This window comes from Komagataeibacter saccharivorans (assembly GCF_004348195.1).
Classification (GTDB): domain Bacteria; phylum Pseudomonadota; class Alphaproteobacteria; order Acetobacterales; family Acetobacteraceae; genus Komagataeibacter; species Komagataeibacter saccharivorans.
The window spans coordinates 1,679,558-1,695,764 of record NZ_CP036404.1; the positions used below are offsets into that span (position 1 = coordinate 1,679,558).

Below are 16,207 nucleotides of genomic sequence, written 5' to 3' on the forward strand. Positions count from 1 at the left end.
AATGAAGTTTTCGCTGTTCGTTCATATGGAACGGTATCGCGCCGACCAGACCCATGCCGAGCTTTTCGATGAACTGGAGCAGCTCGTCCGGATCGCTGAAGAAGGCGGCATGGAAACCGCCTGGATTGGTGAACATCACGGCATGGAATTCACCATCGCCCCCAATCCGCTGATCAATATCGCCTACCTTGCCAGCAAGACATCGCGCATCCGGCTGGGAACGGGCACGGTGATCGCGCCCTTCTGGCACCCGATCCGTCTGGCGGGGGAAGCGGCGCTGACCGATATCGCAACCGGTGGGCGGCTGGATCTGGGCGTGGCACGTGGTGCCTACGCCTTTGAATACGAACGCATGATGCCGGGGCTGGATGCCTGGACGGCAGGCCAGCGCATGCGTGAGATGGTGCCCGTGCTGAAAAAGCTGTGGGCGGGCGATTACGCGCATGAAGGCACGTTCTGGCAGTTTCCCAAGACCACATCCGTACCAAAGCCGATAGGCAGTGAAATCCCGCTGTGGCTTGCCGCGCGCGACCCGAACTCCCACGCCTTTGCGGTGGAACACGGCTGCAACGTGCAGGTCACACCGCTTGCATCGGGCGATGAGGAAGTGCAGAGCCTGATGGACCGCTTCAACGCAGGCTGCGCGCAGCATCCCGATGTGCCGCGCCCGCAGGTGATGCTGCTCATGCACACCTACGTCGCCGCCGATGAGGCCGATACCACGCAGGCAGACCATGAACTGAGCCGCTTCTACTGTTACTTCGGCGCATGGTTCAAGAACCAGCGCCCCATTGAAAATGGCCTGATCCAGGAACTCAGCGACGCCGAAATGGCGGAAATGACGATGTATGCGCCCGAAACCGTTCACCGCAACCTTGTCATCGGGCAGCCCGATGAAGTGATTGCGCGGCTGAAGAATTACGAAGCCATGGGCTACGACCAGTACAGTTTCTGGATCGACAGCCTGATGCCCTTTGAACGCAAGAAGGCATCGCTCGAGCGGTTCATCAGGGATGTGATGCCCGCTTTTTCGTAACGCATCGATGACAGGATCGCAGGCGTGCAGACTTTCCAGCATTATATCGACGGCCGTTTTGAAGATGCGTCAGCCACGTTCGACAGCATCAACCCCGCGACCCGCCAGCCATGGGCGCGCATGCCGCGTGCGCGTGAAGCGGATGTGGACCGTGCGGTCCGCGCGGCCGACCGGGCCTTTCGCGCGCCGCAGTGGTCTGGCCTGACCGCCAGCCAGCGTGGCAGGCTGCTGTTCCGCCTTGCGGACCTGATCGAAGCCGAAGCACCACATCTGGCGGAACTGGAAACGCGCGACACCGGCAAGATCATCCGCGAAACGCGCGCGCAGATTGCCTATGTGGCGGAGTATTACCGTTATTACGGCGGTCTGGCCGACAAGGTCGAAGGGCGTTACATCGATATCGACAAGGCGGATACGGAAGCCTATCTGCGCCGCGAGCCCATCGGGGTCGTCGCCGCCGTCGTGCCATGGAATTCGCAGCTTTTCCTGTCGGCGGTAAAGATCGCCCCGGCGCTGGCGGCGGGCTGCACGGTCGTGCTCAAGGCATCGGAAGATGGTCCGGCCCCGCTTCTGGCCTTTGCCCGGCTGGTGGACAAAGCGGGCTTTCCCCCCGGCGTGATTTCGATCCTGACCGGCTTTGGCGATGATTGCGGGCGCGTGCTGACCAGCCACCCGCTGGTATCACGCATCGCCTTTACCGGTGGCCCGGAAACGGCGCGCCATGTGGTGCGCAACAGTGCCGAAAACCTTGCTTACCTGACGCTTGAACTGGGTGGGAAGTCCCCTGTGGTGGTCTTTCCCGATGCGGATCTGGACAGCACGGTCAATGCCATCATATCGGGCATTTTTGCCGCCAGTGGCCAGAGCTGCGTTGCCGGTTCGCGCCTGATCGCGCACCGCGCCATCCTGCCTGCCCTCCTGGCACGGCTGAAGGAACGCGCCGAACGCATCCATATCGGCACGCCTGATGACATGGCGACCGAAATGGGTCCCCTCGCCACCGAACGTCAGGTCACCCATATCCAGGACCTGATCGCGCGCAGCGTTGCCGCAGGCGCCCGGCTTGTAACCGGTGGCGCACCACCCGGGCACCATGGGGAAGGCTATTATTTCCGCCCCACGATCCTGTTGTGCGAAAACGGCGATACGCCGTGCCTGCGGGAAGAATTCTTTGGCCCCGTACTCAGCGTCATCGCCTTCGATGATGAAGCGGATGCGGTGGCACAGGCCAATGATACGCCCTACGGACTGGCCTGCGGTGTTTTCACCCGCGATCTTGCCCGCGCCAAGCGCATGACGGCGGCGCTGCGCGCGGGGATTGTATGGGTCAACACCTATCGCATGGTTTCGCCCATGATGCCCTTTGGCGGCTATGGCCTGAGCGGGCTGGGGCGTGAAGGCGGGATGGAAGCCATGCTGGACTATACCCGCACCAAATCGGTGTGGATACGCACCAGTGATACCCCCATCTCCGACCCGTTTGTAATGAGGTGACCGCCATGATTTACGAAATCAGAACCTACACCCTGCGGGCGGGTGGTGTTGCCCCCTATCTCAAGGCCGTGGCCGAGGAAGGCATCGCCATACAGCAGCCGCATCTTGGCACCCTGATCGGCTATTTCTTTTCCGATATCGGGCCGCTGAACCAGATCGTGCATATCTGGGCCTATCAGGACCTCAACGACCGTACGGCGCGGCGCGCCCGACTGTTGCAGGACCCGGCATGGCTGGCCTTCATGCCCCGTATCCAGCAGCATATCGACACGATGGAGAGCAAGATCGTCCTTCCGGCATCCTTCTCGCCCCTGCAATAACGTACGTGGCCTGACGCATGCGACGGATCGTACTGACACTGGCCATGATGATGGCGCTGCCTGCCGTGCTTCCTGCGGCGGCCCATGCGGTCGATTCCCCCGTTTTTACCAGTTGGGGGGGATCGACCGAAGCCATGCAGGCACGGAACTGGCTGGAACCGTTTACAAAAAAAACAGGTATTCCCGTTCTCAAGGACGGTCCGACCAATTACGGCAAGTTCCAGGCCATGGTCGAAAGCGGCAATGTGGCGTGGGATGTCGTGGATGTGGAAGCCGATTTCGCCGCCAAGGCCGCGCGCGACGGGCTGCTTGAACCACTGGGCCTGCCCGCATCCGACCTGACGCAGATCGATCCGCGTTTTGTCAGTCCCTACAGTGTGGGCAGTTTCTATTTCTCGTTCGTGCTGGGGTATGCGAACCCGCAAGGACCGCATCCGGCCAACTGGCGTGAGTTCTTCGATATCGCGCATTTTCCGGGCAAGCGGGCGTTGTACAAATTCCCCTCCCCCGGCGTGCTTGAAATCGCATTGCTGGCCGATGGCGTGCCGCCGGATCAGCTTTATCCGCTGGATCTGGACCGCGCCTTCCGCAAGCTGGACACCATCAAGTCCGCCATCCGGTGGTGGAGTTCGGGTGCCCAGTCCCAGCAGATGATGGCGGCGGGTTCTGTCACCGCAGGCATGTTCTGGAATGGCCGCCTGCGCGCCCTGCAGAAAGGGGGCGTGGATGTCGGCATTTCATGGGAGCAGAATATTACCGTGGCCGACATGCTGGTCATCCCCCGTGGCGCGCGCCATGCCGATGTGGCGCGGCAACTGATCGGCTATGCCATCTCGGCCGCGCCACAGGCTGCCTTTGCCCATATGACGGGCTATGCACCGATCAATCTGGCCAGTCTGGCACTGATGACGCCGGAAGACCGGATGGCCGCCCCGCAGGCCCATGCGGACAGTCACATAGACCCCGATATCGCGTACTGGGCTGCCCATCATGATGAAATTGCCCGCCGCTGGTACGCATGGCAGGCGGAATAGGCAGGGCATGAGCATTTTCCCGACCAGACGCCTGCGTGTGGCCCGTGGGCCATGGCTGGAAAGCTATGGCCTGCTTCTGCCCGGCCTCATCTTTCTAGCCGTGTTCTTTGTCATTCCGCTATGCCTTACGCTGATGCTCAGTTTTACCGTGCCATCGCTGGGGCTGGAGCATTACCGCACGCTGTTTTTCACGTCCGCATACCGACGTGTTTTTGCCAACACGTTCCTGCTGGCCACGCTGGTCACAGCGGTCTCCCTTGCCCTAGGTCTGCCGGTCGCATGGTTTCTGGCCATAGCCCCCCGGCGGTGGAGCCAGCCGGTGCAGCTAGTGCTGATCCTGTCGATGTGGACGAACCTGCTGGCACGGACCTACGCATGGGTTGTGCTGCTGCAGGATACCGGCCCCATCAACCAGACCCTTCTGGCCCTGCACCTGATTGCCGAACCACTGCCCCTTATGAACAGTCTGTTCGCCGTGACCGTAGGCATGACGTATATCATGCTGCCCTTCGTGGTCTTTCCCCTGCGCAATCGGATCGCCATGCTGGAACCCGCCCTGTTTCAGGCCGCCACATTATGCGGCGCATCGCGGATGACCAGTTTCCGGCGCATCTTCCTGCCCGCAATCGCCACCACACTGGGCAGCGCGGGTGTGTCGGTATTCGTAATGTCGCTTGGGTACTACGTAACCCCTTCCCTGCTGGGCAGTGAATCACGCATGGTTCTGGCCGAACTGATCGCGCAGCTTGTGCAGTCAGTTCTGGACTGGGGGCTTGCGGGGGCGGCGGCCCTTGTCCTGCTGGTCATGACGCTGTTCCTGTACGGCGTGCAGCGGCGGCTTAACCGCCAGCCCCACACGACCCCATAGCCAGAGGCCAAGACAGCCATGCTGCTTTCCTTCGAAAACCTTGGCCCATGGCGGATCGCGCTGGGCATCATTGCCGCCCTTGTAACCGCTTTTCTTATCTGTCCGCTGGTGCTGATCGTGATGCTGTCATTCGACTCATCACCATGGCTGGTCTTTCCGCCCCCGCACTGGACGCTACGGTGGTACCGCGAACTGTTTACGGACCCGGACTGGCTGGGCTCCTTCATGGTCAGCCTAGAGGTCGGTCTTACCGTCACCGTGCTGTCCGTCCTTCTGGGCCTGATAACGGCCATTGGCATATCGCGCACCAGAACGGCGTGGCGGCCGGCGTGTGAGACGGCGTTCCTCATGCCCATGATCCTGCCGGTGGTGGTGACGGCAATCGCGCTCTATGCGTTCTTTCTGCGTATCCATCTTAACGGCACGTTCTGCGGGTTCGTGATTGCTCACCTGATCCTCGCCCTGCCTTTTTCGGTCGGGGCCATCCTGAACGGGCTTGCACATATCGATCCGGCGATTGAAAACGCCGCCGTGCTGTGTGGTTCGTCCCGTACCTACGCGATCATGCGTATTACGCTGCCCAGCCTGCGTCCGGCGCTGTTTTCGGCTGCGATCTTTTCCTTCCTTGCATCATGGGATGAAGTCGTGGTGGCCATTTTCATGGCCAGCCCGTCCCTTCAGACCGTGCCGGTCCGCATATGGGGCAATCTGCAGCAGGATCTCTCGCCCGTCATCGCCGCCGTATCGACCGTGCTGATTGTACTGAGCGGCCTGTTCATATTCGGCGCCAATTTCATGAAAAGTGAGAAAAAATGACGGCCTTTCTCAGCATTCGCAATCTCCATAAATCATATCACGGGAATGTCGCCGTCCAGAATGTCTCGCTTGATATCCGTAAGGGGGAGTTCGTGACATTCCTCGGCCCGTCCGGGTCAGGAAAAAGCACCACCCTGTATGTGATCGCGGGCCTTATGGAGCCAACCGGCGGCGACGTGCTGGTCAATGGACGCACCATTCTGGATGTGCCGTCCAACCACCGCAATATTGGCATGGTGTTCCAGAAATACACGCTCTTTCCCAACATGACCGTGCGCGAGAACATTGCCTTTCCACTGGTCGTGCGCAAACGCCCCCGCGATGAAATTGAAGCCCGCACGAACGAAATGCTGCGGCTGGTCAGGATGGAACAGCTTGCCGGGCGTTACCCCGCGCAGATGTCGGGCGGGCAGCAGCAGCGCGTGGCCATTGCCCGCGCCATGGTCTATGAGCCTGAAATCCTGCTGATGGATGAACCCCTTTCGGCGCTGGACAAGAAACTGCGCGAGGAAATACAGGGCGAGATCAAACGCGTGCATGAACGCACGGGTGTCACGATCCTGTATGTCACCCACGATCAGGAAGAAGCCCTGCGCCTGTCGGACCGCATCATCCTGTTCAATACCGGCAGGGTGGAACAGATCGGCACCTGCACCGATCTGTATACATCCCCGCGTAGCAGGTTTGCGGGGCAGTTCCTTGGCAATTCCAATTTCATGCCTGTCGATATCATGGATGCGGCAGCAGGCACGATCAGGCTGCCCGGTGGGGCATGTGTTGAAAATGTCCGTATCTGCGACAGTGGGGATGTAGACCATCCGCTGCTTATGATGCGGCCGGAGGATCTGACCTTTCGTAAGGCCGGAGACTGTGCCTGTTCGTTTGATGGACAGGTCAGGAGTTCGTATTTCCTTGGCAATGTCATGAATTACGAAATAGGAATTCCCGGCGATTACACCCTGACAATGCGTGTTTACATTGATGGCACCGAACACCCACCCCAGACGGGCGACAGGGTATCGGTTGGCTGGCTACCCCATAAGGCCATTGTTTTCCGGTAACCGTTCATGAAACAGGACACCCGCACGCTATTGATGCGGGGCTGACATCATCGGGCTGGACAGGAAAAGTTGCTGGACGTCGCCTTTTTCCAATAACGACGACGTCTTCCGAAGCTTTTTGAAAAAAGCTCAACCAAAAACTTCCTTATGATTTCTGAATATTTCCAGACGGACCTTTCAAACAGCCTCTGAACAGTCGGGGCTGCATGTCCGGTAACTTACATCCTCACAAAAGTTTATGTGGCACGGTATTTAAGTGGACAGCACTGCTTCCCGACTACTACCGCAGATAACAACTCTGCCAGAACAGTGAGGCGTAGGGGCGCCATACGCCCCGACCGGCTCTTAAATAGAGCCTAAATATTACCGTCAGATTCTGGACCGCTGCCCATAACAACCCTGCCCCGCAGACAGAACTGTCCGATGCGCATGGAACTCATCCAGCAATAAAAAAGGGCACACCAGGTCCATACGGACCGGTGTGCCCCTGTTCAGGCTTTTATGCTGTCCAGTCCTGCCTCACGTCATGGATGTGAGGCAGGTTTTACGATAGATCAGAAGTCGACGGAAACCGAACCAAAGAACATGCGCGGCGCACCGAACAGCATGGACTGGTTGGTATAACCACCCGTCATGGCGTTACCGTTTTCGCCCATGGTGGAGATCCAGTGGGTGTTCGCAAGGTTCTGGATGTTGAAGGCGAAGGTCACGTCCTTCATGAAGTCCATGTGCTTGTTGTAACGGCCCATGTTGCCCATGCGGTACTGCATGCCCAGATCCGACATCCAGTAACCGGGAATGTTGTAGTCACCGGTATAGTCATAGCTACGCTTGCCGGTGTAGCTGCCATCCATGTAGAACAGGGCGTTCTTGTAGGAATAGGACAGACGGCCCTTATACATGAAGCGCGGATAGTTGACGACGCGCTTGCCTGCCGTGGACGGACCAGTTCCCGACGAGTTGAAGTTGTCGTCATAGACCGCGTGGTTGTAGCTGACGCTGTTGGTCAGCGACAGGCTGCGGAGCATGCCACGTGTGAACGGGTGCAGCGTAATGGCGGCATCGACACCGTTCATGGTCACGCTGCCGGTATTGATGACCGCATAACCACTGGCGTTCTGGACGGACTGGCCCGCAACGCTGACGGCCTGCAGACGGTTATGGAAGTTGGTGCGATAGGCATAGACCGATGCATCAAGCAGGCGATGCGTGAAGCGGTAGCCGATGGCGAACGTCCAGTCATATTCCGGGTGAACGCTGTTGATGTTCGTGTTGTACGAACCCTGAGTAACGGCGAACGGGGAATTCGACAGCTTGTAGCCCGATTCCGCATAGGTATGAACGTTTTCGGAAATGTCGAAGAACAGTTCATGGTTATGCAGGAAGTGCCAGTCCACGCTGACATGCGGCAGGAAGGGACGTGCGATCGTCTGGCTGACGCCGGACGTGATGCCACCAACATTGCCGTAATAGTACTGGTTCAGGTAGCCATCGCCCACGCGGGTCGTGTTCAGCAGCGCCTTCATGCCGAAATGCAGGGCAAGGTTGGGCAGCGGATTGTAGGTATCCATCACGAACGCGGTGAATGTGTTCGTGTTGTAGTTCTGGTTGAACAGTTCCTCAACCGGGTTCTTGAAGTGGTTCAGTGGCTGATTGATCGAACCGGAAAGCTGGCCATTGGCCAGAACCGTCGGCTGACCATACATCCACATGGATGATGAATACGCGTTGTTTTCGTACCAGACACCACCGGAAATGTGGTTGTGCGCCACATCGTACTGAACCTTCGATGTGATGCCGAAGCGCTCGATCGACGGCTGCTTGACGATTTCACCCAGGGCGGAAGTATAGCCATAGGTCTGGTTCAGGTGGGTATAGTAGGACGGATCATAGCCATTGCCATTATTGCCGATCGGCAGGCCCCAGGTGGTCTGGTTGCTTTCACCCTGACCATAGGCCGTCGTGATCCAGCGGACATGCTTGGTCAGCGCCAGATCGGCCTTGATGTAGCCCATGATGTCGCTGTTGTTCGTGGCGCCGTCGTAATAGGCCGCGTCACCCTTGTCGGAAATGCTGCTGTTCGCAAGGTTTGACGGATAGTTGCCATTCGCGGCATTGCTTGCCGCAATGAAGCCGCTCGTACCGCCATTGTAGTAGTTGGAGTTATAGTAACCCAACTGCTGCTGCATCTGCGGCGATTCATCCTGCGGCGTGAACTGATGCAGGTCACCCCAGTCGAAGAAGGCGACGAGCTTGCTGTCGTTCCCGATCGGCTGGACCAGCTTGGCGTTGACCTGCTGGTAGAACTGCTCACCATACCCACGCCATACCTGCGCGTCCTGACGCATGTAGGACGCGAAGAACTTGGTGCCGGAGCTGTTCAGCTTGCCGCTGTCGAAGCGTACGAAGGTATGGTAGTTGTCATAGCTGCCGAAACCCTGCGTGACCTTGCCACCCATCTTGTCCTTCGGGTCGCTTGACACATAGGCCAGCGAACCGCCGAGGTTGTTGGTGGCAGCGATATCTTCAGCGCCCGCGGACTGAGAGACATCAATACGGTCCACGTTTTCCGAAGATACGGCCAGTGTGGGCGAAGGCGGACCGTTATAGTTACGATAGGTCATTTCACCCAGCGGCATGCCATCCAGCGTCATGCCGATTTCCTGCTGCTGGAAACCATGCATGTACAGCTGCTGCGACCAGGTGTTCGTTCCCTGCGGATCATCCGAATTGAACATGATGCCCGGCATGGTCGACAGGGCCTTCATCGGGTTGGTGCCCGGCGCCTGCTGCTGGAACATGGCCTGTCCCATGGATACGACCGTTCCATGCGGACGCAGATGACTGGCATGAACACTGAGCTGCTCAGGGTTGCTGTGGGAGACAACAGCCGTGTTGCGCGTCGTATGCCGGACAGGCGTTCCCGTGGTGGAAACATGGGCCGCACCGGAATGGGTGGTGTTGCCACCCGCTGCCGTCGTCTGCGGTAACGTCGAAGCGGCGCGCGCGCCTTCATCCGTTACGCCAGCGATCACTGTAGTCAGAAGCAGGACGTTCCATAATGAGCGTCGTTTGTTCATGAAGCCTCCGCAGCACCTGTAAACGGCCCCGCGCAGGGCCACACATTGGCGTTTCGTTCAAAATTAAGTCAGTCGAGAGCAACATTGATGAATTTTTCAACCCGCCCGTGGAAATATGTTCCACCAGTTTCGATGTCGATATCAACCGGTTTCGATATCGATATAAGGAATCGAAAAACCGATGTGGCAAACAGGTCACATGATGTGGCGCGCCAGAAGGAATGATCATCATGGAAATTCGGACTGTTCCGTGTCGAAATTCACATGCCCCTTCTGCCGCAAACGCAACAGGAGGAAAATGGACGCATCGGATAAGTATTTAATAATAGATGGAATAATCCAGAATACGGCTAAAAACCGAGGCAAATTCTCCCCTTTCCCATCAGGGCACACACATGCACAAAATCATTTTTTCAACGAAATGGTGGAGGGACAAATCTTTTTGCATATCGGAAATTCGTATCACGTATACGAATCGTGATGTGGCGCAGCAGATACACCTGGTCGCTCACCCGTATGCGTAATTTCGATTCCGGAATAATAAACGGGACCCGCAACCTTTGGGAAATTACCACGTTACAGATTCGCAACAGAACCAGCCACGCCACCTGTTCCACGGTCAGTTCCCGGCGTTTCTCCACGCGCAGAAGATATCATCCGGCTAAAACGCCTTTCCTGCCTGAAGGTTCCTTCATCCCCCGACAGTCCTGCACGATCACCATATTACGATATCAGGTCGTAACGAACAAAGGAAACGCAGTTCATTACAAAGCCGGTTCATCCCTATGTATCCTGCCAGTCAGCGGAAAAACCCCTCCGCTGGATCGGCAGGGCAACATCCCGCACCGCAACCGCCTTCAGACCGGCAGGTCACGGTTCGCGGATATGGCCTCCATCGCCATATAGGATGTGACCGTATCCAGATCCACGCGGCTGATAAGGGTACGATAGATCGTATCGAACGATTCCATATCCTGCGTGATGATCTTGAGCATGTAATCGTAATCGCCCGCGATACGGTAGAAATCGATGACATTGGGAATGGCTGTCACGGCCTTGTGAAACCGCTCCAGCCATTCGCGCGAATGATTGCGGGTCCGCACCATGACAAAAACGGTCAGGCCAAGCCCCAGCCTTGCCGGATCAAGCCGTAGCGTCTGGTTGCCAACCAGACCGCTTGCCCGCAACGCATTCAACCGCCGCCAGCACGCATTCTGGGACAGGCCAACAATGTCCGCCAGTTCGCGCTGCGACAGGCCCGCGTTCTTTTGCAGGGCCCGCAGGATGCAGCGATCAAATTCATCAGGTTTTCTGCTCATAAACGATCATGTGACCACATATTCAGCAAAAACAACCATGAAATAGGGAAAAAATCCCTACGGAACCCCATTAACATCATCCCGCAATGAAGGCGGTGGGTTGTGCGATGCAAGTGGATGACATGTCGATATCGGAATTCATGGCCGGTCTGCAGGCCGCTGGGGTGGAGGGGTTGCGCGCGGGCCTGATTGGTGAAGGCGCACCCGTTCCGGGGCCGTTTGGCACAAAACCCCTTGTCTATGCCGATTACGTGGCATCAGGCCGTGCGTTGCGACAGGTCGAGGATTTCGTAACCCATCGCGTGCTGCCCTATTACGCGAATTCCCATACCGAGGCCTCGTTCTGTGGGCGCTACATGACCCGCATGCGTCAGGCGGCACGGGCGCATATTGCACGGATATGCGGGGCGGAAACCGGGTTTTCCACCGTGTTCTGCGGTTCGGGGGCAACTGCGGGTCTGAACCGGCTGGTTCACCTGTTCGGGGTATCCGATGCCGTGGGGACGGGACCACGTCCGGTCGTCTTTCTCGGGCCGTATGAACACCATTCCAACATCCTGCCATGGCGGGAAAGTGGTGCGGATATCATGGTGATTGACGAAGCGCCGGAGGGTGGTCCCGATCTGGACCATCTCGAACGGACGCTTGCAGCGACAGATCCCGACGCCTTGCGGATCGGCGCCTTTTCGGCGGCATCAAACGTGACCGGGATCATCACGGATGTCGATGCGGTCACAAGGATGCTCAGGGCACATGGCGCCCTGTCCGTGTGGGATTACGCAGGCGGCGGCCCGTATCTTCCCATCGACATGAAGGCCGGTACCGCCTGCGAGAAGGATGCCGTGGTAATTTCACCCCATAAATTCGTGGGTGGGCCTGCGGCATCGGGCATCATGATCGTACGTGATGCCACAGTCAGGCGTACGCGGCCGGTTTTTCCCGGTGGAGGAACCGTAAGGTTTGTCTCCCCCTGGGGACATGATTATGCCGAAAGCCTGACCAGTCGGGAAGAAGCCGGCACGCCCAACGTCATCGGCGATGTCCGCGCCGGGCTGGCCTTTCTTGTCAAGGAAGCGATGGGACAGGACTGGCTTGATACGCGACATGCAACACTGCACAAACGCGCCCTGCAGGCGTGGCAGCACAATCCGCATATCACCATACTGGGCAACCCTGCCGCCAGCCGCTGCCTGCCGATCTTTTCAATACAGGTTCACGATACCCGTCAGGGTGGCCTGATCCATCAGCAACTGTTCACCCGCATGCTGTCGGACCTGTATGGCATTCAGGCCCGTGGCGGATGCGCCTGCGCGGGTCCATACGCGCATGATCTGCTGGGCATCGACCAGCCTATGTCGGAAGAACTGCGCCAGAACATCCTGAACGGAAACGAAATACGCAAACCCGGCTGGACGCGCCTGAATTTCTGCGCCCTGACCGATGACCACAAAGCAGATTTCATCATCCATTCGGTCAACGAACTGGCATCCAGCCCCTACCCCATGGTCGATGCCTATGCGTGCGACATGGAAACCGCCCGCTTTCAGGCCATGACGACGGAAATGGCATGACCCCTGAATGGACCATGCGGGAGAGGTTCATCCGCATGGCCCCGTTACGGTTCGGTGCCGGGCATTTCATTACCGACAAGGTAGGTATCGCAGATTTCGCGCAGCAGGGTCAGGCGGGGATTGTTCCAGCCATTATCAATTGACGCCAGTCCGTAACGCAACACCGGAACATCATCGGAAAGGCGCAGATAATAAAGGGGCGACCCGTCGAGAGAGGCCCTGTTGCGCGGCCTGACATTCAGCAGGCTGAACCCATGCCCATGGGCCACCAGACTTCTGACCGTATCCATGCAGTCAACACATTCAAAATTGCGCAGTTCGATATGGCTGCGCGCAAAAATCGAGACGAAATAATCCCGTGATACCGGCAGGTTCAGCAGAATGAACTTCTGGTCCATGACTTCCCGCAACGCCACCGTTTCCCGCAACCGCAACGGATGCGTCTCCCCCACCAAAACGAAGGGCGGCAAGGCAGCGCAGGGATGGAAATTGACATCGGGATCAAGTTGCAGGTCGTAGCATATCATCGCGCATATATCGCCGCGCCGCAGCTTTTCCGTCAGATCCCGGTGGTGCCCCGTCATGATGCGCAGATGCGCCTGCGGGTAACGGGTCTGGAACACCCTATGCAGCAATGGACCGACAAACGGGTAAAGCGTGGACATGCAGCCAATATGGACTTCGCCCGTCACCTTGCCGGACAGACCGGACATGGCGGCTTCAAGGTCATGCGCCTGCTGCAGGAAGGAACAGGCTTTCTGAAGGAACGCCTCCCCTTCCGGTGTCAGGGACAGGCCGCTGGCATGGTTACGCAAAAAAAGCTGTATGCCAAAGCTGGCCTCAAGACTGGCGATAGCGGCCGAGATGGAAGGTTGGGAAATATGGATCTGCCGCGCCGCCGCCGCGATGGAGCCGGTATTGGCGGTGGCGACAAAATAGCGCAGTTGCCGAAGGGTATAACGCACCGGCGGTATCATATACGTTCCCTACTGGTCCGGACACATGCAGGCGCACCAGACACGACATACGCTCAAGTCTTACCATGGGTCTGTTTCCCTGCCTTGGCAAGGGGATGGCATGAGGCCATACCTGCGGCCGATCTTACGAACCGATCCTTACCCGCCCGCATGCACCGGGGGCAGCGTAGCGGACCGTGCTGCGTACAGACTGTTCTACAGGCAACATCTCCGCCCTGTTATATCCGGTGTTGAAGAGCGCTGCCTTATTACGCCGAAAACAGACCGGACATCATGCACCCGGCGCCATCGCCGCGGCGATGGTCGGGGTATAATGCACCGACACCGTTGCCCCCGCGCCGATATCATCCAGTGTAATCAGGCTGCCTGTTGCCGTATCGCCCGTTATGGTGACGCCATGTCCATTTACCTGCGCGGCGATCGTCTTTTCGGGTGCAACAAACGGCAGGCCCAGAATAATCCGCCCCGATCGCGCAGGCGCAAGGCGGCAGGAAAACATCCCCTTATCCAGCACGATATCCGTCATGCGTCCCACCATATCGCAACATAGCAGAACGCGCGCACCACGCATGAGGCGCATCACACCGTCACGCACCACCAGTGTAAGCGCACCCAGCGGGGATTGCACCGGCCCCAGCACGGTATCCTGACCCGTAATGGTGATTTCCCAACCGGTCCACGGGTTGAAATCCATGACCTCCGCCACACCAAGCATGGGCAGCATCGCACCCCACGACAGGAACAGGTCGGTATCGGGCTGGTCCGATGCCTCCCCGTCAATGGCGCTGTAATTCTCGCCCGATATGCGCCGCGTGGTCCATGACTGGTTGAACAGCGCCATGCTCTGCGCCGCAAGGCGGGATGCCTGTTCATCAAAACCGTAACGACGCAGGCCATGCCAGACGAAATAATTCACGTTCGGCCAGATACGCCCCCGCCAGTATACGTTATCGGCAAAAGCAGGATCATCGCGCGTGACATTGGGCAGCACGTATTCACCGCCGAACGTCGCCGGATCTTCCAGATGCCGCAGCAGGCTGTGCGCCTGTTCCGGGGTCGCCGCACCGCAGATCAGCGGATAGAAACTGGTCGGTCCCAGACTACGGACAAAACCACCATCGCGCTGACGGTTGGCGAAAATGCCACGCGTCTCATCCCATAATTCATCACGGATCAACGCGCGGCCTGAGGCTGCAAGGGCGGCGAATTCGGCTGCTTCCGTATCATGACCCAGTTCAGCCGCGATCAGCGCCAGCATTTCCGCATCCAGCGCCAGCGTGCAGTTCAGCCCGACATCCAGCAGCGACAGCGTGCGTGTGTGCAGATCATACACCGCTTCATCATGGGTAGGGGAATTATCCATGCCCGTTTCGTTGCGCGCGCCGAAATGGGTGCCCTTGTACAGCCCTTCCCCCACGGCAGAGGTTCCGCACGATACCAGCCCCCGCCCATCGGGGTCGCGATGGGTACGCCACCATCGCTGGTTTCGCACCAGCGGGCCATAGACCAGTTCCAGCAACGAACGATCGCGCGTGCGCAGATACATCATCCATGCCATGAAGGCTCCGTTCGGGGCCTGTGTCCGGTCAACCCATGCATCGTTGGACGTGACGATGCATGCGAAATTGCCCTGCGGGGTGGCGCTGGCCATCGCCACGGCCATGTTTTCGCGCGCAATACCCGTATCGAACAGGCCCGTCATCAGCGCAGCATAGGTCTGATCGTTGAACCAGACCGCGAATTTTCCCAGATTCCATATCCGGCTGACAGAAGTATAGGGCCGGTGATTGATCCCGTCATAAACCGTGTTCCATGCCATCACGTCACGCACCGCATCCAGCGCGCCTGCGTGCATGCCTGTCTGGACCGGCAGGCAGGCATCCCCTGCTGGCGCAGCCAGCGCAGCGCGGGCGTTGCGTATGGCAAGATCGGGGCAGTCGGCCACGGCTGCGGCAAACGCATTGCTACGCATCATTTCCAGGTTGAAACGCAGTGCAATAACACGTCCGCACGTACCGCGCGTGGCGGTGTGGAAATAGCCGTTCGTATCGTAATCCGCCGCCACGGCTTCCACCGTATCATGCGCCGTGACCTGCACCGCCTCCTCACGCGTTACAAGGGCGACATGGCGGGTGCCCACACGGATGACGGCCGCCCCGTCCCGATAGACAACTTCCTCCCCCTTCGCACCCGACAGGCATAACGTCACCCAGTACCGTAATCCCCATTCCCCCGGCACGCGGCCATTCCACTCCCCCCGCACCGCGTACGGATCAGCCCGGTCATAACGGAAATCCAGATGCGTGCCCGCGTGGCGCGTTTCAAATTCGATCCGTGCGCCATCCGCCGCATGCCGCCCGAACACGATATCCGCACCGGGCGGCAGGAGTGTCGCCCTACGCTTGCTGGTGGAATACAGGATCGGGGTAAGCTTTACGCCCAGCGGCAGGAAGGTCAGTTCCGCAGGGCGGTCGGACCATGTGTTCCATGCCCTTTGCACGGGTATTGTTGGATCGACAATCATCCTGTCGCACCTATCCTTCATCACGGGTTGCGTATGGAGCGGATTTCAGTTCGGAAACAGAACAAGATCGGAGTGCCGGGCCATCGTCAAGGGCGCCCGGCGTCCCC

The 16,207-nt window shown here is 58.5% G+C and carries 12 protein-coding genes; 8 read left to right on the plus strand and 4 right to left on the minus strand.

Annotation, left to right across the window (positions count from 1 at the left end; genetic code table 11):
- The first annotated feature begins 1 nt into the window (after nt 1).
- From KSAC_RS07630 to KSAC_RS07660, 7 genes are read left to right on the plus strand one after another with little or no spacing between them, the layout of a single operon-like run.
- Entirely contained in the window at nt 2–1,036 is a 1,035-nt protein-coding gene (locus KSAC_RS07630; protein ID WP_132304965.1) for an LLM class flavin-dependent oxidoreductase, read from the plus strand.
- A 24-nt stretch (nt 1,037–1,060) separates the two neighbouring features.
- Complete coding sequence (locus KSAC_RS07635; protein ID WP_132304967.1) at nt 1,061–2,530, plus strand: aldehyde dehydrogenase; 1,470 nt, start codon at nt 1,061–1,063, stop codon at nt 2,528–2,530.
- 5 nt (nt 2,531–2,535) lie between these two features.
- The gene (locus tag KSAC_RS07640; protein WP_102325549.1) at nt 2,536–2,850 is read left to right on the plus strand and encodes an NIPSNAP family protein; all 315 of its coding nucleotides are present in this window, start codon (nt 2,536–2,538) and stop codon (nt 2,848–2,850) included.
- 17 nt (nt 2,851–2,867) lie between these two features.
- On the plus strand, nt 2,868–3,884 hold the full coding sequence (locus tag KSAC_RS07645) for an ABC transporter substrate-binding protein (protein ID WP_132304969.1): 1,017 nt from the start codon (nt 2,868–2,870) through the stop codon (nt 3,882–3,884).
- Nucleotides 3,885–3,891: 7 nt separating this feature from the next.
- Nucleotides 3,892–4,752: an ABC transporter permease gene (locus KSAC_RS07650; protein ID WP_132304971.1), complete on the plus strand. Its 861-nt coding sequence runs from the start codon at nt 3,892–3,894 to the stop codon at nt 4,750–4,752.
- A gap of 18 nt (nt 4,753–4,770) precedes the next feature.
- Nucleotides 4,771–5,568 (plus strand): ABC transporter permease, encoded by a 798-nt coding sequence (locus tag KSAC_RS07655; RefSeq protein WP_132304973.1) that lies wholly within the window; start codon nt 4,771–4,773, stop codon nt 5,566–5,568.
- Nucleotides 5,565–6,629, plus strand: a complete 1,065-nt coding sequence (locus tag KSAC_RS07660; protein WP_132304975.1) for an ABC transporter ATP-binding protein — start codon at nt 5,565–5,567, stop codon at nt 6,627–6,629. Before KSAC_RS07655 ends, KSAC_RS07660 begins: the two co-directional genes overlap by 4 nt.
- Nucleotides 6,630–7,183: 554 nt before the next feature.
- Here the strand turns inward: KSAC_RS07660 and KSAC_RS07665 are convergent.
- Nucleotides 7,184–9,709, minus strand: coding sequence for a TonB-dependent receptor domain-containing protein (locus KSAC_RS07665; protein ID WP_110547049.1), 2,526 nt, complete (start codon nt 9,707–9,709; stop codon nt 7,184–7,186).
- Between the two features lie 857 nt (nt 9,710–10,566).
- On the minus strand, nt 10,567–11,028 hold the full coding sequence (locus KSAC_RS07670; RefSeq protein WP_132304977.1) for an Lrp/AsnC family transcriptional regulator: 462 nt from the start codon (nt 11,026–11,028) through the stop codon (nt 10,567–10,569).
- Nucleotides 11,029–11,135: 107 nt separating this feature from the next.
- Here KSAC_RS07670 and KSAC_RS07675 point away from each other — a divergent pair, with 107 nt between their 5' ends.
- A complete protein-coding gene (locus tag KSAC_RS07675; protein ID WP_408884726.1) occupies nt 11,136–12,599 on the plus strand; it encodes an aminotransferase class V-fold PLP-dependent enzyme in 1,464 nt (487 codons plus the stop codon).
- Between the two features lie 44 nt (nt 12,600–12,643).
- On the opposite strand, the gene KSAC_RS07680 is transcribed toward KSAC_RS07675, so the two are convergent.
- Nucleotides 12,644–13,564 (minus strand): LysR family transcriptional regulator, encoded by a 921-nt coding sequence (locus KSAC_RS07680; protein WP_165927302.1) that lies wholly within the window; start codon nt 13,562–13,564, stop codon nt 12,644–12,646.
- Nucleotides 13,565–13,847: 283 nt separating this feature from the next.
- Nucleotides 13,848–16,100, minus strand: a complete 2,253-nt coding sequence (locus KSAC_RS07685) for an MGH1-like glycoside hydrolase domain-containing protein (protein WP_132304983.1) — start codon at nt 16,098–16,100, stop codon at nt 13,848–13,850.
- Between the last annotated feature and the right edge of the window lie 107 nt (nt 16,101–16,207).

Coding starts and splice junctions, on each gene's coding strand:
- KSAC_RS07630 (WP_132304965.1), top strand. CDS start 2: ATGAAGTTTTCGCTGTTCGTTCATATGGAACGGTATCGCGCCGACCAG.
- KSAC_RS07640 (WP_102325549.1), top strand. CDS start 2,536: ATGATTTACGAAATCAGAACCTACACCCTGCGGGCGGGTGGTGTTGCC.
- KSAC_RS07645 (WP_132304969.1), top strand. CDS start 2,868: ATGCGACGGATCGTACTGACACTGGCCATGATGATGGCGCTGCCTGCC.
- KSAC_RS07650 (WP_132304971.1), top strand. CDS start 3,892: ATGAGCATTTTCCCGACCAGACGCCTGCGTGTGGCCCGTGGGCCATGG.
- KSAC_RS07655 (WP_132304973.1), top strand. CDS start 4,771: ATGCTGCTTTCCTTCGAAAACCTTGGCCCATGGCGGATCGCGCTGGGC.
- KSAC_RS07660 (WP_132304975.1), top strand. CDS start 5,565: ATGACGGCCTTTCTCAGCATTCGCAATCTCCATAAATCATATCACGGG.
- KSAC_RS07665 (WP_110547049.1), bottom strand. CDS start 9,709: ATGAACAAACGACGCTCATTATGGAACGTCCTGCTTCTGACTACAGTG.
- KSAC_RS07670 (WP_132304977.1), bottom strand. CDS start 11,028: ATGAGCAGAAAACCTGATGAATTTGATCGCTGCATCCTGCGGGCCCTG.
- KSAC_RS07675 (WP_408884726.1), top strand. CDS start 11,136: ATGCAAGTGGATGACATGTCGATATCGGAATTCATGGCCGGTCTGCAG.
- KSAC_RS07685 (WP_132304983.1), bottom strand. CDS start 16,100: ATGATTGTCGATCCAACAATACCCGTGCAAAGGGCATGGAACACATGG.